The organism is Streptomyces sp. NPDC001744, assembly GCF_042892575.1.
Taxonomy (GTDB): domain Bacteria; phylum Actinomycetota; class Actinomycetes; order Streptomycetales; family Streptomycetaceae; genus Streptomyces.
Genome location: NZ_JBIAUG010000028.1, coordinates 26418 through 49332, shown reverse-complemented (window position 1 = coordinate 49332; position 22915 = coordinate 26418). Strand labels below are relative to the sequence as shown.

23 protein-coding genes are annotated in these 22915 nt (G+C 73.2%); 13 read left to right on the top strand and 10 right to left on the bottom strand.

Annotated features, from left to right (window positions below; all coding sequences use genetic code 11):
• Positions 1–55: 55 nt before the first annotated feature.
• Entirely contained in the window at positions 56–946 is an 891-nt protein-coding gene (locus tag ACFYZY_RS27115; RefSeq protein ID WP_388699095.1) for a hypothetical protein, read from the bottom strand.
• Positions 947–1101: 155 nt separating this feature from the next.
• A complete protein-coding gene (locus tag ACFYZY_RS27110; RefSeq protein WP_388699093.1) occupies positions 1102–1866 on the bottom strand; it encodes an SDR family NAD(P)-dependent oxidoreductase in 765 nt (254 codons plus the stop codon).
• 158 nt (positions 1867–2024) lie between these two features.
• Here ACFYZY_RS27110 and ACFYZY_RS27105 point away from each other — a divergent pair, with 158 nt between their 5' ends.
• Positions 2025–2504: a hypothetical protein gene (locus tag ACFYZY_RS27105; RefSeq protein WP_388699090.1), complete on the top strand. Its 480-nt coding sequence runs from the start codon at positions 2025–2027 to the stop codon at positions 2502–2504.
• Positions 2505–2560: 56 nt separating this feature from the next.
• Complete coding sequence (locus ACFYZY_RS27100) at positions 2561–3133, top strand: MarR family winged helix-turn-helix transcriptional regulator (RefSeq protein WP_388699087.1); 573 nt, start codon at positions 2561–2563, stop codon at positions 3131–3133.
• Here the strand turns inward: ACFYZY_RS27100 and ACFYZY_RS27095 are convergent.
• Complete coding sequence (locus ACFYZY_RS27095; RefSeq protein WP_388699084.1) at positions 3130–3867, bottom strand: Mut7-C RNAse domain-containing protein; 738 nt, start codon at positions 3865–3867, stop codon at positions 3130–3132. The genes ACFYZY_RS27100 and ACFYZY_RS27095 overlap by 4 nt on opposite strands.
• Positions 3868–3996: 129 nt before the next feature.
• On the bottom strand, positions 3997–4848 hold the full coding sequence (locus tag ACFYZY_RS27090; RefSeq protein WP_388699082.1) for an NAD(P)H-binding protein: 852 nt from the start codon (positions 4846–4848) through the stop codon (positions 3997–3999).
• 164 nt (positions 4849–5012) lie between these two features.
• Here ACFYZY_RS27090 and ACFYZY_RS27085 point away from each other — a divergent pair, with 164 nt between their 5' ends.
• Complete coding sequence (locus ACFYZY_RS27085; RefSeq protein WP_388699079.1) at positions 5013–5462, top strand: GNAT family N-acetyltransferase; 450 nt, start codon at positions 5013–5015, stop codon at positions 5460–5462.
• Here ACFYZY_RS27085 and ACFYZY_RS27080 read toward each other — a convergent pair.
• Together ACFYZY_RS27080 and ACFYZY_RS27075 are read right to left on the bottom strand one after the other, a co-directional pair.
• Positions 5450–6046: a GNAT family N-acetyltransferase gene (locus ACFYZY_RS27080; protein ID WP_388699077.1), complete on the bottom strand. Its 597-nt coding sequence runs from the start codon at positions 6044–6046 to the stop codon at positions 5450–5452. The genes ACFYZY_RS27085 and ACFYZY_RS27080 overlap by 13 nt on opposite strands.
• 14 nt (positions 6047–6060) lie before the next feature.
• On the bottom strand, positions 6061–7101 hold the full coding sequence (locus ACFYZY_RS27075; protein ID WP_388699074.1) for a DUF6597 domain-containing transcriptional factor: 1041 nt from the start codon (positions 7099–7101) through the stop codon (positions 6061–6063).
• A gap of 72 nt (positions 7102–7173) precedes the next feature.
• Here ACFYZY_RS27075 and ACFYZY_RS27070 point away from each other — a divergent pair, with 72 nt between their 5' ends.
• Together ACFYZY_RS27070 and ACFYZY_RS27065 are read left to right on the top strand one after the other, a co-directional pair.
• Positions 7174–7752 carry a TIGR03086 family metal-binding protein gene (locus ACFYZY_RS27070; protein ID WP_388699071.1) on the top strand — a complete coding sequence of 193 codons (579 nt, stop codon included), beginning with the start codon at positions 7174–7176 and terminating at the stop codon, positions 7750–7752.
• A 126-nt stretch (positions 7753–7878) separates the two neighbouring features.
• On the top strand, positions 7879–8850 hold the full coding sequence (locus tag ACFYZY_RS27065) for an ABC transporter substrate-binding protein (protein WP_388699068.1): 972 nt from the start codon (positions 7879–7881) through the stop codon (positions 8848–8850).
• Positions 8851–8862: 12 nt separating this feature from the next.
• On the opposite strand, the gene ACFYZY_RS27060 is transcribed toward ACFYZY_RS27065, so the two are convergent.
• Entirely contained in the window at positions 8863–9264 is a 402-nt protein-coding gene (locus tag ACFYZY_RS27060; protein WP_388699171.1) for a MerR family transcriptional regulator, read from the bottom strand.
• Positions 9265–9791: 527 nt separating this feature from the next.
• Positions 9792–10409 (bottom strand): hypothetical protein, encoded by a 618-nt coding sequence (locus tag ACFYZY_RS27055; protein WP_388699066.1) that lies wholly within the window; start codon positions 10407–10409, stop codon positions 9792–9794.
• 269 nt (positions 10410–10678) lie between these two features.
• Here ACFYZY_RS27055 and hemL point away from each other — a divergent pair, with 269 nt between their 5' ends.
• The 8 genes from hemL (at position 10679) to ACFYZY_RS27015 (ending at position 19231) form a co-directional block, all read left to right on the top strand.
• Positions 10679–11986, top strand: coding sequence for a glutamate-1-semialdehyde 2,1-aminomutase (hemL, locus tag ACFYZY_RS27050; protein ID WP_388699063.1), 1308 nt, complete (start codon positions 10679–10681; stop codon positions 11984–11986).
• A 146-nt stretch (positions 11987–12132) separates the two neighbouring features.
• Positions 12133–12795, top strand: coding sequence for a histidine phosphatase family protein (locus ACFYZY_RS27045; RefSeq protein WP_388699169.1), 663 nt, complete (start codon positions 12133–12135; stop codon positions 12793–12795).
• A gap of 203 nt (positions 12796–12998) precedes the next feature.
• On the top strand, positions 12999–14309 hold the full coding sequence (locus ACFYZY_RS27040) for a hypothetical protein (protein ID WP_388699060.1): 1311 nt from the start codon (positions 12999–13001) through the stop codon (positions 14307–14309).
• 77 nt (positions 14310–14386) lie between these two features.
• Entirely contained in the window at positions 14387–14992 is a 606-nt protein-coding gene (locus tag ACFYZY_RS27035) for a TlpA family protein disulfide reductase (protein WP_388699057.1), read from the top strand.
• Between the two features lie 4 nt (positions 14993–14996).
• On the top strand, positions 14997–15734 hold the full coding sequence (locus tag ACFYZY_RS27030) for a cytochrome c biogenesis CcdA family protein (RefSeq protein ID WP_388699054.1): 738 nt from the start codon (positions 14997–14999) through the stop codon (positions 15732–15734).
• A 5-nt stretch (positions 15735–15739) separates the two neighbouring features.
• Positions 15740–17578, top strand: a complete 1839-nt coding sequence (locus ACFYZY_RS27025; protein ID WP_388699051.1) for a cytochrome c biogenesis protein ResB — start codon at positions 15740–15742, stop codon at positions 17576–17578.
• Positions 17575–18651 (top strand): c-type cytochrome biogenesis protein CcsB, encoded by a 1077-nt coding sequence (gene ccsB, locus ACFYZY_RS27020; protein ID WP_388699049.1) that lies wholly within the window; start codon positions 17575–17577, stop codon positions 18649–18651. The genes ACFYZY_RS27025 and ccsB overlap by 4 nt, the downstream gene beginning before the upstream one ends.
• Before the next feature lie 46 nt (positions 18652–18697).
• Positions 18698–19231 (top strand): SRPBCC domain-containing protein, encoded by a 534-nt coding sequence (locus ACFYZY_RS27015; RefSeq protein ID WP_388699046.1) that lies wholly within the window; start codon positions 18698–18700, stop codon positions 19229–19231.
• A 12-nt stretch (positions 19232–19243) separates the two neighbouring features.
• Here ACFYZY_RS27015 and ACFYZY_RS27010 read toward each other — a convergent pair whose 3' ends face one another.
• Both ACFYZY_RS27010 and ACFYZY_RS27005 read right to left on the bottom strand, forming a co-directional pair.
• Positions 19244–20797: an ABC transporter substrate-binding protein gene (locus tag ACFYZY_RS27010; RefSeq protein ID WP_388699043.1), complete on the bottom strand. Its 1554-nt coding sequence runs from the start codon at positions 20795–20797 to the stop codon at positions 19244–19246.
• A 4-nt stretch (positions 20798–20801) separates the two neighbouring features.
• Positions 20802–22865, bottom strand: coding sequence for a hypothetical protein (locus ACFYZY_RS27005; protein ID WP_388699040.1), 2064 nt, complete (start codon positions 22863–22865; stop codon positions 20802–20804).
• Positions 22866–22915 lie beyond the last annotated feature (50 nt).

Genomic DNA, 22915 nt, shown 5'->3' with positions numbered 1-22915 from the left:
AGCCGTAAAAGGCGGGGCCCGGCACGTCTGCGTGCCGGGCCCCGCCTTGCGCGTATCAGAGGTGCGGGGGCTTCTCGGGCGGCATGGGGACCCGACCGGTCTTCAACCGCCACAGCCGCAGGGAGCAGCTCTGCTCGGTGCGCCCCAGTTCTCCGGCTGCGGAGGCGGCATTGCCGTGGGCGAGGAGGACGCGGTCCTCCGAGGGCTTCCAGCGGCGATGGGATGAGATGCGCATGCCTTCGGGACGTGCCCATGCTCCGAGGCTCTCAGCGGCCGTGCGCTTGCGTTCCGGAGCGAGGCAGCCTGAGTAGTAGAGGTGTGCGGCGAGCTGGACGGCCGCCTCCTTCGTGTATATGACGTTGTAGACCCCGTCGCGGGTGTTGCGTGTGATCCGGCGTTCCGCGCCGGTGACCTTCTTCGCGTAGTGGCACAGGTAGGCGCCGACGGCTGTGCCGGACGTGGTGAGCGAGACGAACGGGAAGCCCTGTCCGGTGAAGCCGACCGATCCGTCCGCGTCGATGACGCCGCGCAGGTAGTCCCTGCGTGAGAAGGGCACCCGGGGCGGCGTGATCTTCTTCGATTTCTTGCCGTAGGGCAGTCCGAGCCGGTTGAGGACGGTGCGTGCTTCCAGGGCGCACAGGGACCAGGTGGCCGAGTGGTGGCTCTCCGAGAAGTTCGTGGCCCGAGTGCGTTCCTTGATGCTGCTGCTGTACGGCGTGAGCTGCTGGAACTCGCGCAGGATCTGGATGTCCCGCGCGTTGATCTCGACGGCGAGGCTTCCTTTGGGGCCAGGTCCCGCGGAGAGGTGTCCGTCGGCCTGGAGGAAACCGTACATGTAGGCGTAACGGGGGTCTTCGAGGTCCATGAAGGACGACGAGGGCGGGGCGGTGGGCGTGAGGGCGCTCAGATCGAAGAGCGCGGGCACGCTAGGGTCCTGCTCAGCCATGGGAAGTGTCGTCTTCCTGATGGTCAGGCCCTCGGGCAGGATTGCCGTCCCGCTCGAGGGCCGTTCTGTGTGGAGTTGTCTGCGATGTTAGGCCGGGGGTTCGGTCGCCATGCGGGTGGTTGGGTCGGTTCACCCGCGCGTGTGACGGGTCGTCGTCAGAGCTCCCGGTGGACCTTCGTGTTGGACGCCTGGGCGCGGGGGCGGACGACCAGGAGGTCGATGTTGACGTGCGGGGGGCGGGTGCAGGCCCAGGTGACGGTGTCGGCGACGTCGTCGGCGGTGAGCGGCTCGGCCACGCCGGCGTAGACGGCGGCGGCCCGGTCGGCGTCGCCGCGGAAGCGGGTGGTGGCGAACTCCTCGGTCTTGACCATGCCGGGGGCGATCTCGATGACGCGGACCGGGGTGCCGACGATCTCCAGGCGGAGCGTCTCGGCGAGGACGCGGGCGCCGTTCTTGGCGGCGACGTAACCGGCGCCGCCCTCGTAGGTGCCGTGGCCCGCGGTGGAGGAGAGGACGACCACCGTGCCGTCGCCGCTCGCGGTGAGGGCGGGGAGGAGGGCCTGGGTCATGTGGAGGGTGCCGAGGACGTTGACCTCGTACATCCGGCGCCAGTCGTCCGGGTCGCCGGTGGCGACGGGATCGGCGCCGAGGGCGCCGCCGGCGTTGTTGACCAGGACGGCGAGGGCGCGGAAGGCGGTGGCGAACTCGTCGACGGCGGCGCGGTCGGTGACGTCGAGGGCGTACGCGGTGGCCTGGTGGCCGGCCTCGTTGATCTCGGCGGCGAGGGCTTCGACGCGGTCCTTGCGGCGGGCGGTGAGGACCACCCGGTAACCGGCGGCGGCCAGCCGCCTGGCCGTGGCGGCGCCGATCCCGCTGCTCGCTCCGGTGATGACGGCGATGGGGGTACCGGGGGCGGTCATGGCGTGCTCCTCGCGCAGGTGGTCGGTGTCGTCGATCGCCCGGTCAGGATAGGTGGGGTGTGAAGCGACCGGTCGAGGTGTTCGGGGGACGGAACGGCGCTGACACGCGGGTCGTCCGATTGTCCGAAGATATGAAGTTTCCTGGGTATTTTGTGCACATGCGTGGATTGCGGAAGGCTGTGCTCGGGGCCGTTCTCGCGGCCGTGACGGTGGGAGCGGGTCCGGCCGCCGGCGCCGCGGGGTCCGTGCCCGGACCCGAGGCCGATCTGTCCCATCACGGTCACGTCTCCCTCTGGGGCGGACGGGTCGGGGTCTGGCTGGTCAGCGAGAACCACGGGCCCTCCGACCTCGCGCAGGCGACGGTCCGGATCGCCTTCTCCTCGCCGATGGAGGGCGGACGGGAACTGCCGCCCGCCTGTCTGTGGAGCAGCGACCGGGTGGTGTCCTGCCGCACGGGAGAACTCCTGGCGGCCGGCGGGACCGGGGAACTGGTGCTCGACCTGTGGACCGCGGGGCTCCCGGACGAGATGACGGTGGAGATCACCACGGCCTGGCGGGAGGGGGCGGCCGATCCCGACCCGGCGAACGACCGCCACCGCGTCCTGGTGCTCGCCACCGGCGACCCCTACGTCTTCTGAGCCGCCGCCTTCCGCGTCCACGACGGCCGTCCGGTGCCGGTCCGTACGATTGCTGCATGACGCAGAAGAGTTCCGCCCGGCGCGAGGCGCTGATGGGCGAGTTGTACGGGGAGGCCCGTCGCTACATGGCCGCCTACGCCCTGTTCAACCAGGCCGTCGCCGACCATCTGGGGCTCCACCCGACCGACGTGCAGTGCCTGAACCTGCTCGGTCTGGAGGAGGGGCCGGTGACCACCGGGCGGGTGGCCGAACTGACCGGCCTCACCACGGGCTCCGCCACCCGGCTCGTCGACCGCCTGGAGCGGGCCGGGTACGTGACGCGCGAGCGCGACGCCGAGGACCGGCGGCGGGTCCTGGTGGCGCTCGTCCCCCGACGGACGGCGGAGCTCGGGGTCCTGTGGCGGAAGCTCAACAGCACCTGGGGCACGATGTTCGACGTCTACAGCGACGCCGAGGTCGCCCTGCTCATCGCCCATATGCGGCGCACCGTCGAGGTGAGCGCCCGGCAGGTCGAGCGGCTGCGCGGCGGCGACCTGGACCGTCCGGCCGGGGGCGAGCCGGCCGGGGGCGAGCCGGCGGGCGCGGTGCTCCGGGGCCCGTCCGAGGTCCCGGTGCCGGACGCCTCCTAGCGTGCGGCGGTCCCGCCGAACTCCCGTACCGCGTCGGTGACGATCGCCTCCAGGCGGGCGTGGTGGGCGCCGCGCCAGTAGATCCGGTCGCACTCCACGCACCGGGCGAACACGTCGTACGTCTTCTCGGTGCCCTGTTCGAGGCGTTCGCGCACCGCGTCCTTGTCGGCGCCGCTCAGCTCCCCGTTGCACGCCGTGCAGCGGGTCCACGGCGCGAGCGGCGGCGCGAACCGCTCCAGGACGTCCCGGAGCTGTTCCTCCGGGCGGTCGCTGTAGACGTACGCGCCCGCCCACAGCTCCCGGCGGCGCAGCAGCCCCCGGTCCCGGGAGAGCATGACCCGCCGCTCCCGGGCGGAGAGCGCGGCCAGGGCCGGGTCGCCGATGTCCTCGCTCTCGTAGGCCGCGTCCACACCGAGCAGACGCAGCCGCCGGGCGAGGGTGCCGAGGTGCACGTCGAGCAGGAACCGGAGCGGGGCGCCGGGGACCCGCTGGGGGCGGGTGACGCTCTCCACCTCGACCGTCTCGCCCGCGCCGGGGACGTGCGAGGTGTCGACGGGCCGCCCGTCGACCAGGATCCGTCCGGCCTCGGTGAGGGGTACGCCCAGTGATTCCACGACGTGGCCGAGCGAGGAGGAGCCGTCGGTGATCACGGGGGTGCGGCCCGAGCGCCGTTCCGCCGAGACGAAGAGCCGCAGGCCGGGGGCGAAGCTGATGTGGATCTCCGGTCCGTTCACGGGGACAGGATGGCACCGGGGCCGGGCGGACGGCCAGGGATTTCGCCTCGCCCCGGCCCGGCTCGCCCTGTCCCGTCCCGTCTCGCCCCCGGGCGGGGCGGGACGGGGCGAGGGGGCGGGAGGGCGCCGTCAGGGGCGGAACGCCTTCGCGTGGTCGGCGACCCAGGTGGCGAAGGCGCGGGCCGGATGGCCGGTCAGTTCCTCGACGGTGCCGGTCAGGGGGACCGGTCGGCCGTCGTGGGAGGCCCAGTGGGAGAGGAGGGCGTCCGCGAACGCTTCCGGTATGTGGGCGGCCGTCGACTCCTTCCATGTCTCGGGCGCGACGGCGGTGTACGGCGCGGGGTGGCCCGTCGCCCCGGCGACGACCGCCAGCTGTTCGGTGAAGTCCAGCGATTCGGGACCCGTCAGCAGGTACGAGGAGCCGCGCAGCCGGGGCTCGGTGAGGACGGCGAGGGCGGCCTCGGCGACGTCGCGCTCGTGGATCGGGTCGCTGTGGGCGTGCGGGTACGGCAGGGCCGGTCCGTGGCCGCTCCGGAGGGCGGGGGCCCACTGGAGGGCGTTGGTGGCGAAGGCGCCCGGCCGGAGGAGGGTGACCTCGAAGCCTCCGGCCCCGGCGGCGGCCGTCAGGGCCCGCTCGGCCATGAGGTGGGAGGCGGCGATCGCGTTCCCGGCGGCGTCCGGGGCGAGGACGGAGCTGGAGGAGAGGAGGACGACGTGCTCGACGCCGGCGGCTCGGGCCCGTTCGGCGAAGGCGGCGGCGTGCGTGGGGTCGGCGTACAGGAAGACGGATTCGGCGCCCCTCAGGGCGGTGTCGAAGGTGGCCGGGTCGGAGAGGTCGCAGCGCACGGTGGCGGTTCCGGCGGGCGGGGACAGGCCGGCGGGGTCCTTGGAACCGGCCCTGGCGTCGATGCCGGCGGAGGCGAGGAGGCCGAGCAGGGCGGTGGCGACGCGGCCGCGTCCGCCGGTGACGAGAACGGTCACGGGGGTCCTTTCCGGAAGGGGGCGCCAGTGGGTGGAGGGACGCTGCCGACGGGGCCGCGCGCCGTGAATCCACTGCGCCACGAATAGATTGCGTTACGCAGATAACAATCCGTGACGATGCCGCTGTTCGTCAACCCCGAAAAAACCTGGGGTACCGTCCCGGCATGAAGATCACCGACCTCGCACCGGAGGACCCCCGGCTGGAGAGCGACCTCCTGCCGGTGCTCTCCGAACTCCGCCCCCACCTCACCCCGGAACTCTTCCGGGAGGTCTACGGGACCGGGCACGCCCAGGGGCTGCGGTTCAGCGCGGCCTACGCGGACGACGGCCGCTGCGTCGGTGCGGCCGGCTGGCGGATCGTCGTCAACACCAGCTCCCTGCGCAGCCTCTACGTCGACGATCTGGTGACGGCCGCGGCCGACCGCTCCACCGGCGTCGGGCACGCCCTCCTCGCCCACCTGGAGACCCGTGCCCGCGCGGCCGGCTGTCATGAACTCAACCTGGACTCGGGCACCCACCGCACCGGCGCCCACCGCTTCTACCTGCGGGAACGCTTCGACATCGTGGCCTTCCACTTCGCCCGGCCGCTCATCGCGCCGGATCAGACCCCCTGATCCGGACCCGCCAGGCCGAACCGCCAGTCGTTGCACCGCATCGGACGGCCCGGCGGGTACGCGAAGTCCCGCTCGCCGCGCAGCTCGAACCCGGCCCCGCGGCACACCGCGTTCGAAGCGGCGTTGTCCGTCGACGGGAACGCGTGCAGGAAGCGGCGGAGGCCCGTCGCCCGTGCCCCTGCGGCCTCCGTGTCCCCCGCGCCCTCCGTGACCTTTGCGCCCTTCACGACCTCCGAGACCTCCGCGATCACCGCGCGCGCGGCGGCCGTCGCCACGCCCCGGCCCTGGAAGCCCGGCAGCACGGCCCATCCGGTCTCGTACACCGGTTCGTCGTCCCAGGTCCGCGGCCAGAAGCCGACGCTGCCCGCCGTGACCTCCTCCGGGAGCAGCACGATCCGGAACATGCGGCCCGCGTCCGGGGCGCCCGCGCTCATCCCCACGTACCGCAGGTGGCGCCGCGCGAGCTGTTCCCCGGTCTCCGGGCCGCCGAGGTGGTCCGTCAACTCCGGTGCGTTCAGGGCCCGCAGCAGGCCGTCGTCCTCCGCGGACCAGGGTTCCAGGCGTACGCGTGTGGGGTCGTCCATGCCCGTACGGTAGGTCAGGGCTCTGACAACGCGCGGGCGTACGCCGTCGGCGGCACCCCGATGGTCGCCGTGAAGTCCCGTACGAGGTGGGCCTGGTCGCTGTAGCCCAGCTCGGCCGCGAGGGCCGCCCAGTCCGGGGGACCCGCCGCCCCGGCGGCCCCGGCGCGTTCCAGGGCCTCGTGCGTCCGGTAGCGCAGGATCACCCACTTCGGGCCGACCCCTACGCAGTCGGCGAAGAGGCGCTGGAGCGAACGCGGCGACAGGCCTGACGCGGAGGCGAGCCGGGACACCTTCCGGATCGTGCGGTCCGCGCGGATCAGGTCCACCAGCTCCACGGCCCGGTCGGCGGCCGGATCGGGGACGGGGCCGTGGGCCAGGAGGAAGGCGTCGAGCGCCGCCACGCGCGCGTGGTCGTCGTCGGGGGAGAGGACGGAGGCCAGGACGTCGGGACTCGCGCCCCCGCCTCCGCTCCCACCCGGGAACGCGTCGGCGCCTTCACCCGCACCCGGGAACGCGTCCGTTCCGTCACCCCCACCCGGGAACGCGTCCGTTCCGTCACCCCCACCCGGAAGCGCGCCCGCGTCGTCACCCTCGTCCCCACCCGGGAACGCGCCCCCACCGTCGCCCCCGCCCCCACCCGCCTCCGGGAACACCCCGTTCAGCGGGACCCTGCGGCCCGTCCACGCCGACGCCGGCCACGCGGGCGCGAAGGGACGGAAGCCGCCGGGGCGGAACTGGATTCCGCAGACCCGGCCCGCCCCCGCCAGCTTCCGGGTGAACAGGCCGAGTCCGACCCCCGAGACCTCGGCCGACGAACGCGCGGTTTCCGCCGGGGCGCCGAGGAGGCCGTACCGCTGGAAGACGACGTTCACCGACGGGTGCGGGACGAGGTGTGCCGCGTACGGCTCGGGCAGCTCCCAGTCGATCAGCCAGTAGTGCTCCAGGTAGGGCCGCAGTTCCGGCGCCGGTACGTGCCGGCGGAAGCGGACGCGGGAGAACAGTCCGGCGGGGTCGACGATGCCCCAGGTGTCCCGGCGGGGGGCGGAATCGGGCATGGTCCGCATGCTAAGCGCGTGCCGTCGCGTTTCTTCAAGACCCGCCCGCGCGCGCCTCCTAGCGTCGGTTCCATGACGAATGACGCCCCACCCCGCATCGGTGACCTGCTCCGCATCGCGGCGGCCGACGCCGTCCCCGTGGTCGGGGGCACCGACGACGCGTCGCTCGACGCGCCCACGCCCTGCGCCGAGTACGACGTGCGTGCCCTGCTCAACCACCTCTTCAACGTCGTCGTGAACTTCCAGGTCCTCGCCGCCAAGGGGACGCCCGACTTCTCGGAGACTCCGGACCGGCTCTCCGGGGCCGACTGGCGCGAGCTGTTCGGGACGGAGACCGGGAAGCTGGTCGAGGCGTGGTCGGCGCCCGGCGCCGACGAGGGCACGTCCGGTGCGATGGGGCTGCCCGCGCGGACGGTCGGCGCCATGGTGCTGCTCGATCTGACCGTGCACGCCTGGGACCTGGCCCGGGCCACCGGCCGGACCTTCGAGCCCGACCCCGTCGTGGTGGCGGAACTGGCCGGGGAGGTGGAGCGGATGGCGCCGATGGGCCGCGAGATAAAGGTCTTCGGGGAGGCCGTCGAGCTGCCGGGAAGCGCCACCGCCTTCGAGCGCCTGCTCGCGACGACGGGCCGCGACCCGCGCGCCCGGTGAGCCCGGGACCGGCGCGCCGACCGCCCCTCCCCGGCCCGGTGCGCGCCCACGGGCCCTCTTGTGCGGACCGCACAACCGTTCCAAGGTGACGGAAGAGGGAGATTCCGGCCGGGGAGGGAGCGGCGCATGTCCGGAGCACAGGCGTGGGAGTTCACGGACGACAGGGGCGAGGAGCTGCGGGCGGACCACGTGCCGAGGCGGGTGGTCGCGTACGTACGGGCCGGGGCCGCCCTGTACGACCTGGGGGTGACGCCGGTCGCCGTGTACGGCTCCGGGCACGACGGCGACACGCCCGACCCGGCGAAGGCGGGCATCCTGGAGGCGGTCGGCGTGCCGTACCTCGGCCCCGGCCGGGGCCTGGACGAGGAGGGCCTGGGGGCGCTGCGGCCGGACCTCGTGGTCGACGTGACGTACGACGGGAAGGACCCGTACGCGCTGGACGGGGGGCTCGCCGCACGGATCGGGGTGCCGCTCGCCGTGCTCTCCGTCGGCGGCGGGTCCGGCCTGCGGGACATTCTCGGCCGGTTCGACGCGCTGGCCGCCGGCCTGACGTTCCTGGGGCCGAACGCCGGGCACGGGGAGGCGGGGGGACGGGAGGCCGCCGGTCCGCACGCCGCGCACCCGGAGGGCGCCGGCCCGGAAACCGTCGGTCCGGAAACCGGGTACCCGGTGACCGCGAGCCCGGCGACCGGGCTCGGCCGGGGAGCCGCGCTGGCGGAGTTCGCGTCGGCGGAGGCCGCGCTCCGGGAGGCCGTCGTACGGACCGGGCTCGGGGTGCTCGCCCTCTCCGGGGCGGGGCCCGACGAGGTGCACCTGGCCCGCCCTCGGGCGTGGCCCGAGCTGGCGTGGCTCTCCGGGATCGGCGTCCGGATGATCGACCCCGGCCCCGGACCCGGGGCGAACTGGCTCACCACGGACTGGGAACGGGCCGCCGGACTCCGCCCGGATCTGGTCCTCTTCGACAACCGGGGGCACGCCACGCCCCCGTACGGGCTTCCGTCCGGGGTGCGGCTCGTCCCCTGGAACCCGGAGACCCCGCCCAGCCCCGCCGCGTACGCCCGGTTCCTCCGCGACCTCGCGGAGGTGCTGGCGCCCTGACCCCGCTTCCGGTCAGGCCGGGGCCATCGCGAGGCGGGAGCGGAGGGACCGGGCGAACTCCTCCGCGCGGGCGAGCTGCGTCTGGAGTTCCGCGACCCGCTCGGCGGCGGCCTGCTCGTAGCGGTGGACGCGGGACACGAGCGCGGTCCGCTCGTCCGGGTCGAGCGCGGTGTCCGTACCCGGCCGGTCGGCGGCCAGCAGGTCCATCGCCGTGAGGAGTTCACGGGACTCGTCGAGGGTGAAGCCGAGCGGCGTCATCCGGCGGACCACCATGAGCCGGGCCACGTCCTCGTCCGTGTAGAGGGGGAAACCGCCCGGCGAGGCCGCCGAGGGGGCGACCAGACCGCTGTCCTCGTACTGCCGGATGGTGCGCAGGGGCAGCCCGGTCCGTGCGGCGACCTCGGAGATCTGCATGGGCTCGCCGGCCGTTCGTACTCCGCTCACGCGTCAGGTCCTTCCTCGTACGGGGCTCCCACAGGGCGTAAGGCGCTCCCATCAGGGGATGAGCACTCCGTGAGGAGGCGCTTCCGCGAGGGAGCGAGCCCCTCCCGGGGGCGCGGCTTCCACGTATGACATCCCATTCGTCCTAACTTCATCACGTATGCGCGCGAGAACGGCGGCGAAACGCCTGCTCGTAGACCGTCCGCAGGAGAACCCGTAGGCCGTCGGCGGGAGAAGCGGGAGAACGGGAGAAGCCGTGGACCGTCGGCGGGAAGAAGGGGCGGAACGCGGGCGGGACCCGGGGCCGTCCGGAGCGGCCGGGCCTCAGGGCGGTCCGGGACGAGAGCCGGGCCTCGGGCCCTCGGGGGCCGGCGGGGAGCCTCAGGGGCGTCCGGGACGGCGAGCGGTTCTCCCCGGAGCAGGAGCAGGAGCAGGAGTCAGGGCCGGCGCCGGGGCCAGGCCCGCGCCCAGGCCCGGGGGCGGGACCACGCGGTCCCGGCTCAGGGCCACACCAGGCAGTACGGCTGGTGCCCCGCCTCGTGCAGCCGGTGGCTGAAGTCCTGCCATTCGTGGAGGAGCCGGTAGACGTCGAAGGCGTCGCGGGGGCCGCCCCGGTCGGGGACGGTGGACCAGATGAAGGCGGCGGCGCCGACCGACTCCTCGCCGATCGCGCGCAGCGGGTCGACGACGGTCATGGGCAGCTTCACGACCGCGTAGTCGGGGTGCAGCACGACCAGTTCCAGCGGGGGCACCTTGTGCAGGGGCATGCCCTGGATGCCGGTGAGGACCATGGCCGCTATGGTCTCCGGCTTGATCTTGGTGAACATGCCGCCCATGCCCAGCTCGTCGCCGCCCAGCTCCTCCGGGCGCATCGAGATGGGGACGCGGGCCGCCGTGGCGCCGTCGGGCGCTCCGAAGTACTTGTACGTCACCCCCAACCGGCTCCTCCCGCTTTCCGTGGCCGTTCCGTCCGGAGAGCCCGGGCCCCCCGGCCGGGTCGGCTTGCCCGGATTTCCCGGGACCGGGTCCTCGGTCCGCCGGCGCCGGTGCCTTCCCCGCCGGGCAGACTCCGGACCCAGGTCTCCCGTCCCCTCGCCCGGTCCGCCACCGCGATGCATATCTCCACCCGACTGCTTTTTCTCGGCAGCACGACTCCGCCGCGCAACCCGATCATCGTGTCAGTGACCTCCCCCACGCTCCCGCGACGAAACACCCGTCCGCGAGAACGCCGTGGCCTCTGACACCATGGAATCCGTGAGTCATCCCTATGACGCCCCAGTTTCGCAGACGCGGAGGGCGGGCGCCCCGGCGTAACGCACAGGATGTCCACGCCGTCCCTCCGTTCCCGATGTCGTGACCGACGTCGTTCTCGCAGGTCAGGATCACAGTGCCGTATTCATACGAAGCCCCAGTCTCACAGACGCTTTTCGACCGCGCTTCCCTCGTGACGCCCGGCGGCGTGAACTCACCGGTGCGTGCCTTCCGGGCGGTGGGCGGAACGCCCCGGTTCATGGTGTCCGGTTCCGGTCCGTACCTCACCGACGCGGACGGGCGCGAGTACGTCGACCTGGTCTGTTCGTGGGGACCGATGATCCTCGGCCACGCGCACCCCGAGGTCACCGCCGCCGCGCGGGAGGCCGTGGAGCGCGGCACCTCCTTCGGTACGCCCGGCGAGGGCGAGGTCGCGCTCGCCGAGGAGATCGTCGCGCGGATCGAGCCGGTCGAGCAGGTGCGCCTGGTCTCCTCCGGCACCGAGGCGACGATGTCCGCGATCCGGCTCGCGCGCGGGTTCACCGGGCGCGCGAAGGTCGTCAAGTTCGCGGGGTGCTACCACGGCCACGTGGACGCGCTGCTCGCCGCGGCCGGCTCCGGGGTGGCCACCTTCGGCCTGCCGGACACGCCCGGTGTGACCGGCGCGCAGGCCGGTGACACGATCGTGCTGCCGTACAACGACCTGGAGGCGGTGCGGGCGGCGTTCGCCGCGCACCCGGGTGAGATCGCCTGTGTGATCACGGAGGCGTCGCCGGGCAACATGGGCGTCGTCCCGCCGGCCGAGGGCTTCAACCAGGGCCTGGCGGACCTGTGCCGGGAGAACGGCGCGCTGTACATCTCCGACGAGGTGATGACCGGTTTCCGCACCTCGCGGGCCGGCTGGTACGGCGTCGACGGCGTGCGGCCCGACCTGATGACCTTCGGCAAGGTCATGGGCGGCGGCTTCCCGGCCGCCGCGTTCGGCGGCCGCGCCGACGTCATGGGGCACCTGGCCCCGGCCGGGCCGGTCTACCAGGCGGGCACCCTCTCCGGGAACCCGGTCGCCACCGCCGCCGGCCTCGCGCAGCTGCGGCTGCTCGACGACGCCGCGTACGAGAAGGTGGACGCGGTCTCGCGGGAGATCCGGGGCCTGGTCACCGGCGCGCTGGCCAAGGAGGGCGTGGCGCACCGGCTGCAGACCGCCTCCAACATGTTCTCGGTCTTCTTCACCGCCGACGAGGTGCGCAACTACGACGAGGCGAAGCGGCAGGAAGCTTTCCGCTTCAACGCCTTCTTCCACTCGATGCTGGCCGACGGGGTGTACCTGCCGCCGTCCGCGTTCGAGTCCTGGTTCGTGTCGACCGCGCACGACGAGCGGGCCGTCGAGCGGATCGCCGCCGCCCTGCCGGCCGCCGCCCGCGCCGCCGCGGAGGCCACGGCATGAGCGACGCGACGAACGGGCGCACCGGGGAGAAGCACATGAGCGGAACCGGGCGCCCCACCGGCACCGAGGTCGCGACCGGCTCCGCGACCACGCCCGAGGACCGGGTCCGGGCGAAGAGCGACGACGACGTCACCGTCGTCCACCTGATGCGCCACGGCGAGGTGCACAACCCCGACGGCGTCCTCTACGGGCGCCGCCCCGGCTACCACCTCTCCGACCTCGGCCGGCGGATGGCGGACCGGGTCGCGGAGCACCTGACCGAGCGCGACGTCACGTACGTCGTCGCCTCCCCGCTGGAGCGGGCGCAGGAGACGGCGGCGCCGATCGCCGCGTCCCACGGCCTGGACCTGGACAGCGACCCGCGTCTCATCGAGGCGGCCAACGTCTTCGAGGGCAAGACCTTCGGCGTGGGCGACGGGGCGCTGCGCAAGCCGGCGAACTGGAAGCACCTGACCAACCCGTTCCAGCCGTCGTGGGGCGAGCCGTACGTCGAGCAGGTCGTCCGCATGATGGGCGCGCTGGACGCGGCGAAGGACGCGGCCCGGGGGCACGAGGCGGTCTGCGTCAGCCACCAGCTCCCGATCTGGATCGTCCGCAGTTTCGTGGAGAAGCGGCGCCTCTGGCACGACCCGCGGCGGCGGCAGTGCACGCTGGCCTCGCTGACCTCGTTCACGTACCGGGGGGACACGATCGTCTCGGTGGGGTACAGCGAGCCGGCCCGGGACCTCGTCCCGGCGCACCTCCTCGCGGGCGCGAAGCCGGCCAGGGGGAAGTCGGCCGCGGGGAAGTCGAAGGCTTTCGGCGCGTAGGGCGTTCTCCGGCGCTTTCCGCGCGGCACTGGACAGCGCCGCGGAGAAGGGCCACAGTTCGGGGCGTTCGGATGATGTTCCTGTCATTCGAACGCCCTGAAATCTTTGTGCCAATTCCCGGAACCTCCGTGTTCCTCCTCGCATCTCACTGATTGTCGGTTTGGATGACGTTTAGGTCATACGTCAGCGCGAATGGGGAAGACATGCGCGAAATCAGTGGGATCTCTCGAAGGGGGCTGCTCGGGGCGGGCGTTGGTGCCGCGGCGGCCGTGGGCGTCGCGGCGTGCAGCACCTCGAAAAAGGACAACACGGGGCATTCCGGACCCAACAAGCCCGGCGACGCCACGACGGGATCCGGCACCCCCGCCCCGACGAAGGACGCCGTCCGGCTCATCGGCGACGGGTCCACCGCCGACACCGGCAAGCAGCCCCACCAGCCCGACGCCCCCGTCCCGCTCGAACCCGGCCAGACCCCGCCCCAGTTCGTGATCTTCTCCTGGGACGGCGCCGGCGAGGTCGGCAACGGGCTCTTCCCCCGCTTCCTGGAACTCGCCAGGAACCACGGCGCGGCGATGACCTTCTTCCTCTCCGGGATCTACCTCCTCCCCGAGTCGAAGAAGAACCTCTACCGTCCGCCGAACAACCGCGTCGGCGCCTCCGACATCGGCTACCTCACCGACCCCCACATCAAGGACACCCTGAAGTACGTCCGGCAGGCATGGCTCGACGGCCACGAGATCGGCACCCACTTCAACGGGCACTTCTGCGGCGGCTCCGGCTCCGTCGGGAACTGGACCCCGGCCCAGTGGCAGAGCGAGATCGACCAGGCGGTGAAGTTCGTCACCCAGTGGAAGACGAACAGCGGCTGGACCGACCTCGACCCGCTCCCCTTCGACTACTCCAAGGAGCTCGTCGGCGGCCGCACCCCCTGCCTCCTCGGCCAGGACAAGCTGCTCCCCACCGCCAAGCGGCTCGGCTGGCGCTACGACGCCAGCTCGCCCGGCGGCCGCCAGACCTGGCCCGAGAAGCGCCAGGGCGTCTGGGACCTGCCGCTCCAGGCCGTGCCCTTCCCCGGGCACTCCTTCGAGGTCCTCTCCATGGACTACAACATGCTCGCCAACCAGTCGAAGAACTCGACGAAGGGCATGCCCTCCCGCTACCCGGGCTGGCGCAGGCAGGCGACGGAGGCGTACCTCTCCGGCTTCCGGCGCGCGTACGAGACCAACCGCGCGCCCTTCTACATCGGCAACCACTTCGAGCAGTGGAACGGCGGCATCTACATGGACGCCGTCGAGGAAGCCCTCAAGGGGATGGCCGGGAAGAAGGACGTCCGGCTCGTCTCCTTCCGGCAGTTCGTGGACTGGCTCGACGTCCAGGACCCCAGGATCCTCGCCAGGCTGCGCGGCCTGGGAGTCGGCCAGAAGCCGGCCGGCGGCTGGAACGCCTTCCTCCGGCCCGCCCCGGCGACCCCCACGGGCGCCGGGAGGACCCCGTCGGCCCCGCCGTCCGCTTAGCCGGTCTTGACAAGGGGCTTTACGGGCACGTAGGGGGGTGGCCAAGATCCCCCAAACGCTCATGCGAAACTTTTCACATGAGCCCTAGCCGCGCCCCTCGACGCACCCTGCTCGCCGTCGGAGTGCTGACCGCCGCCCTCGCGCTCTCGGCCTGCGGCGGCGACGGCGGCGGCACCTCCGGCGGCGGCGGCAACACCAACTTCGTCACCAGCAAGGGCGGCGTCTCCACCGCCGCCAAGGGCAGCCGGGCGGCCACCGGGAAGCTCGCGGGCGAGACCCTCGACGGCAAGCGGCTCGACGTCGCCGACCTCAAGGGCAAGGTCGTCGTCCTCAACGCCTGGGGCTCCTGGTGCGGCCCCTGCCGCGCCGAGGCCCCCCACTTCGCGAAGGTCGCCGCCGACCTCGAGGGCAAGGGCGTCGCGTTCGTCGGCCTCAACACCCGCGACTTCAACAAGCAGCAGGCGCTCACCTTCGAGCAGGACTACAAGGTCCCCTACCCGAGCCTCTACGACCCCGACGGCAAGCTGATCCTCTTCGGCTTCCCCAAGGGCACCCTCAGCCTCCAGGGCATCCCCTCCACCGTCGTCCTCGACAAGGAGGGCAGGATCGCCGCCCGCGCCCTCCTGGCCCTCGACGAACAGAAGCTCCGCTCGATGATCGACCCGCTTCTCAAGGAGAAGTGACCCGGTGAACGAGACGGTCACCAGCGGAGCCCTGCTGCTCGCCCTCCCCCTCGCGGTCCTCGGCGGCCTGGTCTCCTTCTTCTCGCCGTGCGTCCTGCCGCTCGTCCCCGGCTACCTCAGCTACGTGACCGGCGTCACCGGCACCGACCTCGCGGACGGCCGCCGCGGCCGGATGACCGCCGGCGCCGCCCTCTTCGTCCTCGGCTTCACCGCCGTGTTCGTCTCCGGCGGCGCCCTCTTCGGCTACTTCGGGTCCACCCTCCAGGAGTACCGGGGGACGCTCACCACGGTCCTCGGCGTGCTCATGATCCTCATGGGCGCGTTCTTCCTCGGCCTGATGCCCTGGTTCACCCAGCGCGAGTTCCGCTTCCACCGGAGGCCCGTCGCCGGCCTGGTCGGCGCCCCCCTGCTCGGCGCCCTCTTCGGCATCGGCTGGACCCCGTGCATCGGCCCGACCCTCGCCTCCGTCAACGCGCTCGCCCTGGAGCAGGCCAGCGCCGGGCGCGGCGCGGTGCTCGCCTTCGCGTACTGCCTCGGTCTCGGCGTACCGTTCGTGCTCGCGGCCGTCGCCTTCCGCAAGGCGCTCGGCGCGTTCGGCTGGGTCAAGAAGCACTACGCGTGGGTCATGCGGATCGGCGGCGGCATGATGGTCGTCACCGGGGTCCTGCTCCTCACGGGCGCGTGGGACAGCATGGTGGCCACGATGCAGGGCTGGTCCAGCGGTTTCACGGTGGGGATCTGAGTTCCATGAGCAAGGCCGGTACGACCGACATGACCGACACCACGGAGAACGCCGCGGCCGCCGACGAGGCGGCCGGCGCGCGGCTGTCGACCGCCCCCCGGGAGGACCGGCCGGACGCCCCCGCGGGCGGCCCCGTCCTCGGGGTCGTCGGCTGGGTCCGCTGGTTCTGGCGCCAGCTGACCTCCATGCGGGTCGCCCTGATCCTCCTCTTCATGCTCTCCCTGGGCGCCGTCCCCGGCTCCCTCGTCCCGCAGAACAGCGCGGACGAGCTGAAGGTGCGGGCCTTCAAGGAGGCCCACACCACCCTCGCGCCGCTCTACGAGAAGCTCCAGTTCTTCGACGTCTACAGCTCGGTGTGGTTCTCCGCGATCTACATCCTGCTGTTCGTCTCCCTCATCGGCTGCATCGTGCCGCGCACCCTGCAGTTCGTCGGCCAGCTCCGCGGCCGGCCGCCGGGCGCGCCCCGCCGCCTCGACCGGCTCCCCGCGTACGCCACCTGGCGCACCGACGCCGAGCCCGAGCGGGTCCGCGAGGCCGCGCTCGCGCTCCTCAAGGGCCGCCGCTTCCGCTCCCACACCGCCGGGGACGCGGTCGCCGCCGAGAAGGGCTACCTGCGCGAGGCCGGCAACCTGGCCTTCCACGTCGCCCTGATCGTGATGCTCGTCGCCTTCGCCTGGGGCCAGCTCCTCAAGTCCGAGGGCGGCAAGCTGATCGTCGAGGGCGACGGCTTCTCCAACACGCTCACGCAGTACGACGACTTCAAGTCCGGCTCCTGGTTCGGCACCGACGAGCTGGAACCGTTCAGCTTCCGGCTGGACTCCTTCGAGGGCACGTACGAGAAGAACGGCCCGCAGCGCGGCACCCCGCGCACCTTCGAGGCGGCCGTCACCTACTCGCGGGGCGGCGCGGACCGGAAGGCGGTCGTCCGGGTCAACGAGCCGCTGAGGGTCGGCGACTCCAAGGTCTACCTGATCGCCCACGGCTACGCCCCCGTCGTCACCGTCAGGGACGGGCGCGGCAAGACCGTCTTCCACGGCGCCGTGCCCCTGCTGCCGATCGACAACAACATCACCTCGACCGGCGCGATCAAGGTCATGGACGGCTACCGCGACAAGAACGGCAGGAAGGAGCAGCTGGGCTTCCAGGCGTTCTTCGTGCCGACCTTCGCGGGCGCCGGCAAGGGCACGATGTTCTCGCAGTTCCCGGCGCTCGACTTCCCGGTCATGGCGCTCACCGGCTACCACGGCGACCTGCGCGTGGACTCGGGCCTCCCGCAGAACGTGTACCAGCTCGACAAGTCCAAGATGAAGCAGTTCACGGACGCGTCCGGCAACAAGCTCGCCCAGCGCATGCTGCCCGGCGAGACCATGACGCTCCCCGACGGCGCCGGCTCGATCACCTTCGAGAAGGACATCAAGGAGTGGGCGAGCTTCCAGATCTCGCAGCAGCCGGGCAACGGCCTCGCCCTCGCGGGCGCGATCGCCGCGATCGCCGGCCTGGCCGGTTCGCTCTTCATCCAGCGGCGCCGGATCTGGATCCGGGCCGTACGGGGCGAGGACGGCGTGACCGTCGTCGAGGCGGCCGGGCTCGGCCGCAGCGAGTCCGCCCGGCTGCCCGAGGAGCTGGGCGACCTCACGGCCGCGCTCGCGGCCCTGGCCCCGCCCGCCCCGGAACCCCCGCCCGGCGGGAAGACGCCGCCGGCCGGCCCGCGCACCGATCCGGAGGCCGCACCGGACACCGCGGACGGAACCGCCGCATCCGGCGGAACCGCCGCATCCGGCGGAACCGCCGCACCCGCCGTACCCGCGGCAGACCCCGCCCCTTCTGGAGAGGCTGACAAGTGATCCTCGCCGCCACGACCGACGAGAGCCTGGCGCGGATGAGCGACGTGCTCATCTACTCCTCGATGGCCGTCTACACGCTGGCCTTCTTCGCCCACATCGCCGAGTGGGTCCTCGGCAGCCGCAGCAAGGTCGGCCGCACCGCCGCCGCGCTCACCCAGGGGGCCCCGGCCCCCGCCGTGACCGTCCGGACCAAGAAGGCCGGGACCACCGCCGTCCTCGACCGGCCGGAGGTCGTCACGCGCTCCGCCGCCGGCGCCCGGGACGTGCCGGACGGCCCCGGCGCGGCCGGCGGCACGGTCAAGGGCGACCTGTACGGCCGCGTCGCCGTCTCGCTCACCGCCCTCGCCTTCCTGGTCGAGGCGGCGGGCGTGGTCTCCCGGGCGCTCGCCGTGCAGCGGGCCCCCTGGGGCAACATGTACGAGTTCTCCACCACCTTCTCCACGGTGGCGGTCGGCGTGTACCTCGGCTTCCTGCTCGCCGGGAAGAACGTGCGCTGGATCGGCCTGCCGCTGGTCACCACCGTCCTGCTCGACCTGGGCATGGCCACCACCTGGCTGAAGACCCCCAGCGACCAGCTCGTGCCGGCGCTCGACTCGTACTGGCTGTGGATCCACGTCTCCACCGCGATCTTCTGCGGCGCGGTCTTCTACCTCGGCGCGGTCGCGACCCTGCTGTACCTCTTCCGCGACTCGTACGAGAACAAGCTCGCGACCGGCGGGAACCCCGGCGCCTTCGCCCGCTCGGTCATGGAGCGGCTGCCCTCCGCCGCCTCGCTCGACAAGTTCTCCTACCGGGTCAACGCGGCCGTCTTCCCGCTCTGGACCTTCACGATCATCGCGGGCGCCATCTGGGCCGGTGACGCGTGGGGCCGCTACTGGGGCTGGGACGCCAAGGAGGTCTGGTCCTTCATCACGTGGGTGGGGTACGCCGCGTACCTGCACGCGCGCGCGACGGCCGGCTGGAAGGGGCGGAAGGCCGCGTACATCGCCCTCGTCGCCTTTGCCTGTTTCCTCTTCAACTACTACGGCGTGAACATCTTCGTGACCAGCAAGCACTCCTACGCCGGGGTCTGACCCCGCCGGGCTGGCACCGCTCCCGCCCCGGGGCGACGCTGGAGGGATGAGCGAGATGCCACGGGGCAGGAGCGAGACCCGCGACGACGGCACCCACCTGGTGCGGTACGCCGCCGAGCTGCCCCATCCACCGCCCGAGGTGTGGACGGCCGTCGCCACCCCCGAGGGCCTGGCGGGCTGGCTGTGCGCGGCCGACCCGCTGGAGCCCCGGCTCGGCGGGCGTGTCGTCCTCCACCGGCTGACCAGCGGCGACACCGAGGACCCCGGGCGGGTGACCGCCTGGGACCCCGGGTCCGTCGCCGAGTACACGGTCGATCCGGCGCACGGACGCATCCGGTTCCACCTGGAGCCGGGGCCCGGCGGCGAGGGATCGACCGTGCTGCGCCTCACCAACGAGTTCCGGGGGCCGCGCGAGCACCTCCTGGACCGGCTCGCCGCCTGGCACGACCACCTGGAGTGCCTCGCCCGCGCCCTGGACGGCCGTCCCGCCGACTGGCGGGAGCGGACGTCCGAGCGCTGGCTCCACCTGCGGGAGCTGTACGAGCGGGACCTGGCGCCCTGGCCGAAGTGGGAGCCGTAGGCCCCCGTACGGTCAGTCCCGGTTCGGCGGCAGGCACGACGCCTCCGGCGGGTGCCCCTCCGGCCAGGCGATCTGCACGAAGCGCTGGGAGCCGTCCGGGGCGAGTTCCACGATCGGCACCGCCTTGTTGTACGGGTTGCCGTAGTTGTCCAGGCAGATCCAGCCGCTCGCCCCCCACACCCGCAGCGACGCCTTCACCTGCGGCCACTGCCGGGCCACGTCCTCCGCCGACGGGCGGCGGGCCCCCTGCGGGGTGGCCTGGCGGATCGCGTGGACCGCCGTCGCCATCGCGTCGTACGCCACGATCGCCTGCCCGTCCGCGAGCGCCACCGGCTGCTTCGGGTCACGGCCGATGTCCTTCAGGAAGGTCGCGTACGCCTCCGGGGAACCGCCCGTGGCCGGAATCCGGCGCCCCCCGGCCGGCGTCCAGGCGTCCGGGTGGGCGAGCGACGCGTACCGCACGGTCAGCTTCGCCTTCAGGGCGTTCCGGTCGAGCTTCGTGTCCGCGCCCAGGTACGAGCCCTCGTCCCCGGTCAGGACGGTCAGGGGCCGGTCGGAGCAGCCGCGCGCGCCCAGCGCGTTGATGAACTGGCGCAGCTGGGTGTGGCGGCCCGCGAAGAACACGGTCTCGGGGCGGGCGTCGCAGATCAGGTGGGTGATCTGGCGGAAGGTGTTGGCGGTGGTGCCCTCCTCGTTGGGGTCGGGGGGCGAGGTGAAGAGCTCCGGCTGATGGGGGATGCCCTTGAGGATGGCGGAGAAGGCGGCCTTGAGGGTGTCCGTGTAGTGGTCGCCGCTGCGGGTGTCCTGGACGAGGATCGCCTTCGTGGCGTCCACGCGCCCGAAGTGGGCGAGGGCCCTCGCCTCGTCGCTGTTGGTGGGCGAGACGCGGGCGAGGCCGGGGAAGCGCTCGTTGCCGGGGGAGTTGGCGATGTCGTCGGCGGTGATGGTGGTGCCGACGACGGCGATCCCGGCCCCGGTGAGGGCCGCGACCGCCTCCCGCACCTCGGCGGAGGAGGTGGCGACGCCGGAGACGGCCCGGAGCCGGTCGCCGGAGTCCTTCATCGCGACGAGCCGGTCCACGGTGGCGCGCCAGTGGGCGTTGGCCTTTCCGGTGTTGGCGAGGACGAGCCGGATCCTGGGGAGCTCGTCGTTGGAGTCGTGGTTGGCGCGGTACTGGTAGGCGTAGGCGCCCCGCAGCTCGTGCAGCACCTTGACGCGCATGCCCCCGTCGGTGGAGGTCAGCGGAAGCAGCAGGGCGACGGTCACGTACTCGTCGGGCTTGAGCGTGGCGTTCTCGGCGCCGATGGCCCCGGCGATCCCGCTCAGGTCGCCGACCCCGAAGTCGTGGCCGTCGCCGTTGACGCCGACGCACTCCTCGCTGCCCACCGGGCGTTCGACGCCCGCCGCGCAGGAGCGGTCCTCCGGGGTGGTCAGCCGGGCGACGCCGTACCCGCCGAGGCCGAGGACGACGGCGGCCGTGACGAGGAGGGCGGCGAGCTTCTGGCGGGGGGTGCGGACGCGGCGGCGCAGCCGGTCGAGCGGCCGGTCGGAGAGTCGGTCGGGCATGGCGTCAGACTCCGTCCTGGCGGCCCGGCGGCAGGGAGGGCTCCCGCCAGGCGCGGATGTCGCGCGGCCAGTGGGTGGCAGCGTCCCAGAGCGAACCGCTGCCCGACAGGTGGCGGCCGGACAGCCTGCGCAGTTCGTGCGCGAGCAGGTCGGCCACCTCCTCGTCGGGCAGCGCGAGCGGATCGGTGAGCAGCCATACGGCGTGCAGCAGCCGGCGTATGGAGAGGTGCAGTTCGACGCCGTCGGCGTCGAGCCCGGCCGGCAGGTCGCCGGCCGGGGCCCGGCCGAGGGCGACGGCCCGGCGCGGATCGTGCCCCACCGCGCTCCGCTCGCGCGGGTACGGGGCGGAGGCGACGAACCGCAGCCGCCCGAGCCAGTCGAGGACGTCCGGCTCGGGGAAGGTCTCCCGCAGGTGCGTGACGGCCTCCTCGGTGCGGCCGAGCGCCAGGTCGTGGTGGAGCCGGTACGGCCCGGGCCCGTAGTGGCGGTGCAGGGTCTCGTGGACGGCGTGCCAGGCGGCGTAGCGCGGGTGGTCGCCGTCCTCGAAGCGCAGCCGGTGCAGGAGCAGGGCGCGCAGCAGCGGGTCGGCGACGAAGTGGTGCGAGCCCGCCGCCGACGCGGACCAGTCCTCGGCGCGCAGCCGGTCGCGGACGCGCAGCGCCACGTCGCCGTCCAGGGACTCGCCCTGGAGCCGGGTGCGGGCCAGCTTCCGCGCGGACTCCTCGTCGTGGGCGGCGGCGAGCACGGCGTACGGGCCGAGCCGGGGCACCGGGAGGAGCGCGGCGAGGAGCGCGGGGGCGACCGGCACCGGCGGGGCGTCCTCGCGCAGCTCCACGGTCAGGTCGAGCAGCCGGCCCGGGGTCAGTCCGGGCCGCAGGTGGGCGGGCGCCTCGCCGGCGGCCCGACCGAGGAGGGCCACGCCCAGGGGCCGGCCGCCGGTCAGCCGGTGGACGGCGCGGGCGAGTTCGGCGGGGGCGCGGCCCGCCGGTTCGTAGTGGTCGAAGGCGGTGCGGGTCTGGGCCGGGGAGAGCGGCGTCAGTTCGACGGCGAGGATGCCGGAGCCGACGCTCGTCCCGCGCGGGCACGGGGCCCGGTGCGCGGTCTCCGGCAGCCGGGTCCGGGTGGCCTGGCGCAGCCCCTCGTGGTCGCGGACCCGGGAGGCGGCCAGGACGACGATCCGGTCCCGGCGGCCCTCGGCGCGGGCGCGCAGGACCGGCTCGATCAGCTGTCGGCCCAGCGGTTCGTGGGCGTTGTCGAGGAGGAGCAGCGGTCGGCCGACGCGGCTGCCGCGCCGGAGCCCGGTGTAGGCGCGGAGCAGGTCCTCGGTCAGGGAGCCGACGAGGAACGCCTCGGCCTCCTGACGGCGCCGGCCGCCCTGCTCGAAGTCGTTGGCGAGCTGCTGGAGCCCGGCCTTCCCGCGCCCGCCCGCGTTGCGGTAGGTGCCGTACCAGCTCTCGGAGGTGCGCTGGAGCCGCCCGAACACCTCCTCGAGGACGGTCTCCACGGTCGCCTCGGCGAGCAGCCCGGCGAGCGGGGCGGCGGTCTCCGCGAAGGTGGCGGCGAGCTTGGTGAGGACCTTGCCGACCCAGTGGGCGGCGGCGCCCCGGGTGGCGTCGACGGTCGCGAGGAGCGGCCCGAGCCGCTGGAGGTCGTGCCGGGTCCGCTCGTCGTCCTCCAGGGACCAGGAGATCGAGGCGACGGCGACGAGCCCGAGCGAGAGCCGGGGGAACCGCACGGGCCGCGCCCCGAGCACCTTCGGCGAGAACTGCACGGCCAGCTCGGCCAGCGCCCCGATGAGCGGGGTCCAGCCCTGCCCGTGGTCGTCGGGCGGCTCGACGCGGGCGCAGTCGAGCAGGGCGAGCGGCGTGTACCCCTTGTAGCGGTTGCGGACCTCCTTGAGCAGGGCGGTCTTCCCCATCCCGCGCCCGCCGGTGAAGACCGTCACGGGCGGATCGTCCCCGTGCTCGTACGCCACCCCGGAACCACCGTGCCGGGTGAGCCCGGCGAGCCGCGCGATCAGACCACCGTCGTCCAGGACCGCTTCGCGGCCGTACAGCTCCCTGTCCATGCCCCGCCACCCCCGTCACAGTCAACGCAAGGATATAGACGGTGTGTTGG

What these genes read in the sequence shown, in the direction of transcription:
- ACFYZY_RS27100 (WP_388699087.1), top strand. Translation starts at nt 2,561, where the DNA reads ATGACGCAGAAGAGTTCCGCCCGGCGCGAGGCGCTGATGGGCGAGTTG.
- ACFYZY_RS27025 (WP_388699051.1), top strand. Translation starts at nt 15,740, where the DNA reads ATGAGCAAGGCCGGTACGACCGACATGACCGACACCACGGAGAACGCC.
- ACFYZY_RS27015 (WP_388699046.1), top strand. Translation starts at nt 18,698, where the DNA reads ATGAGCGAGATGCCACGGGGCAGGAGCGAGACCCGCGACGACGGCACC.
- ACFYZY_RS27110 (WP_388699093.1), bottom strand. Translation starts at nt 1,866, where the DNA reads ATGACCGCCCCCGGTACCCCCATCGCCGTCATCACCGGAGCGAGCAGC.
- ACFYZY_RS27070 (WP_388699071.1), top strand. Translation starts at nt 7,174, where the DNA reads ATGACGAATGACGCCCCACCCCGCATCGGTGACCTGCTCCGCATCGCG.
- ACFYZY_RS27080 (WP_388699077.1), bottom strand. Translation starts at nt 6,046, where the DNA reads ATGGACGACCCCACACGCGTACGCCTGGAACCCTGGTCCGCGGAGGAC.
- ACFYZY_RS27065 (WP_388699068.1), top strand. Translation starts at nt 7,879, where the DNA reads ATGTCCGGAGCACAGGCGTGGGAGTTCACGGACGACAGGGGCGAGGAG.
- ACFYZY_RS27035 (WP_388699057.1), top strand. Translation starts at nt 14,387, where the DNA reads ATGAGCCCTAGCCGCGCCCCTCGACGCACCCTGCTCGCCGTCGGAGTG.
- ACFYZY_RS27005 (WP_388699040.1), bottom strand. Translation starts at nt 22,865, where the DNA reads ATGGACAGGGAGCTGTACGGCCGCGAAGCGGTCCTGGACGACGGTGGT.
- ACFYZY_RS27115 (WP_388699095.1), bottom strand. Translation starts at nt 946, where the DNA reads ATGGCTGAGCAGGACCCTAGCGTGCCCGCGCTCTTCGATCTGAGCGCC.
- ACFYZY_RS27105 (WP_388699090.1), top strand. Translation starts at nt 2,025, where the DNA reads ATGCGTGGATTGCGGAAGGCTGTGCTCGGGGCCGTTCTCGCGGCCGTG.
- ACFYZY_RS27055 (WP_388699066.1), bottom strand. Translation starts at nt 10,409, where the DNA reads ATGCATCGCGGTGGCGGACCGGGCGAGGGGACGGGAGACCTGGGTCCG.
- ACFYZY_RS27045 (WP_388699169.1), top strand. Translation starts at nt 12,133, where the DNA reads ATGCGCCACGGCGAGGTGCACAACCCCGACGGCGTCCTCTACGGGCGC.
- ACFYZY_RS27075 (WP_388699074.1), bottom strand. Translation starts at nt 7,101, where the DNA reads ATGCCCGATTCCGCCCCCCGCCGGGACACCTGGGGCATCGTCGACCCC.
- ACFYZY_RS27010 (WP_388699043.1), bottom strand. Translation starts at nt 20,797, where the DNA reads ATGCCCGACCGACTCTCCGACCGGCCGCTCGACCGGCTGCGCCGCCGC.
- ACFYZY_RS27040 (WP_388699060.1), top strand. Translation starts at nt 12,999, where the DNA reads ATGCGCGAAATCAGTGGGATCTCTCGAAGGGGGCTGCTCGGGGCGGGC.
- ACFYZY_RS27060 (WP_388699171.1), bottom strand. Translation starts at nt 9,264, where the DNA reads ATGCAGATCTCCGAGGTCGCCGCACGGACCGGGCTGCCCCTGCGCACC.
- ACFYZY_RS27085 (WP_388699079.1), top strand. Translation starts at nt 5,013, where the DNA reads ATGAAGATCACCGACCTCGCACCGGAGGACCCCCGGCTGGAGAGCGAC.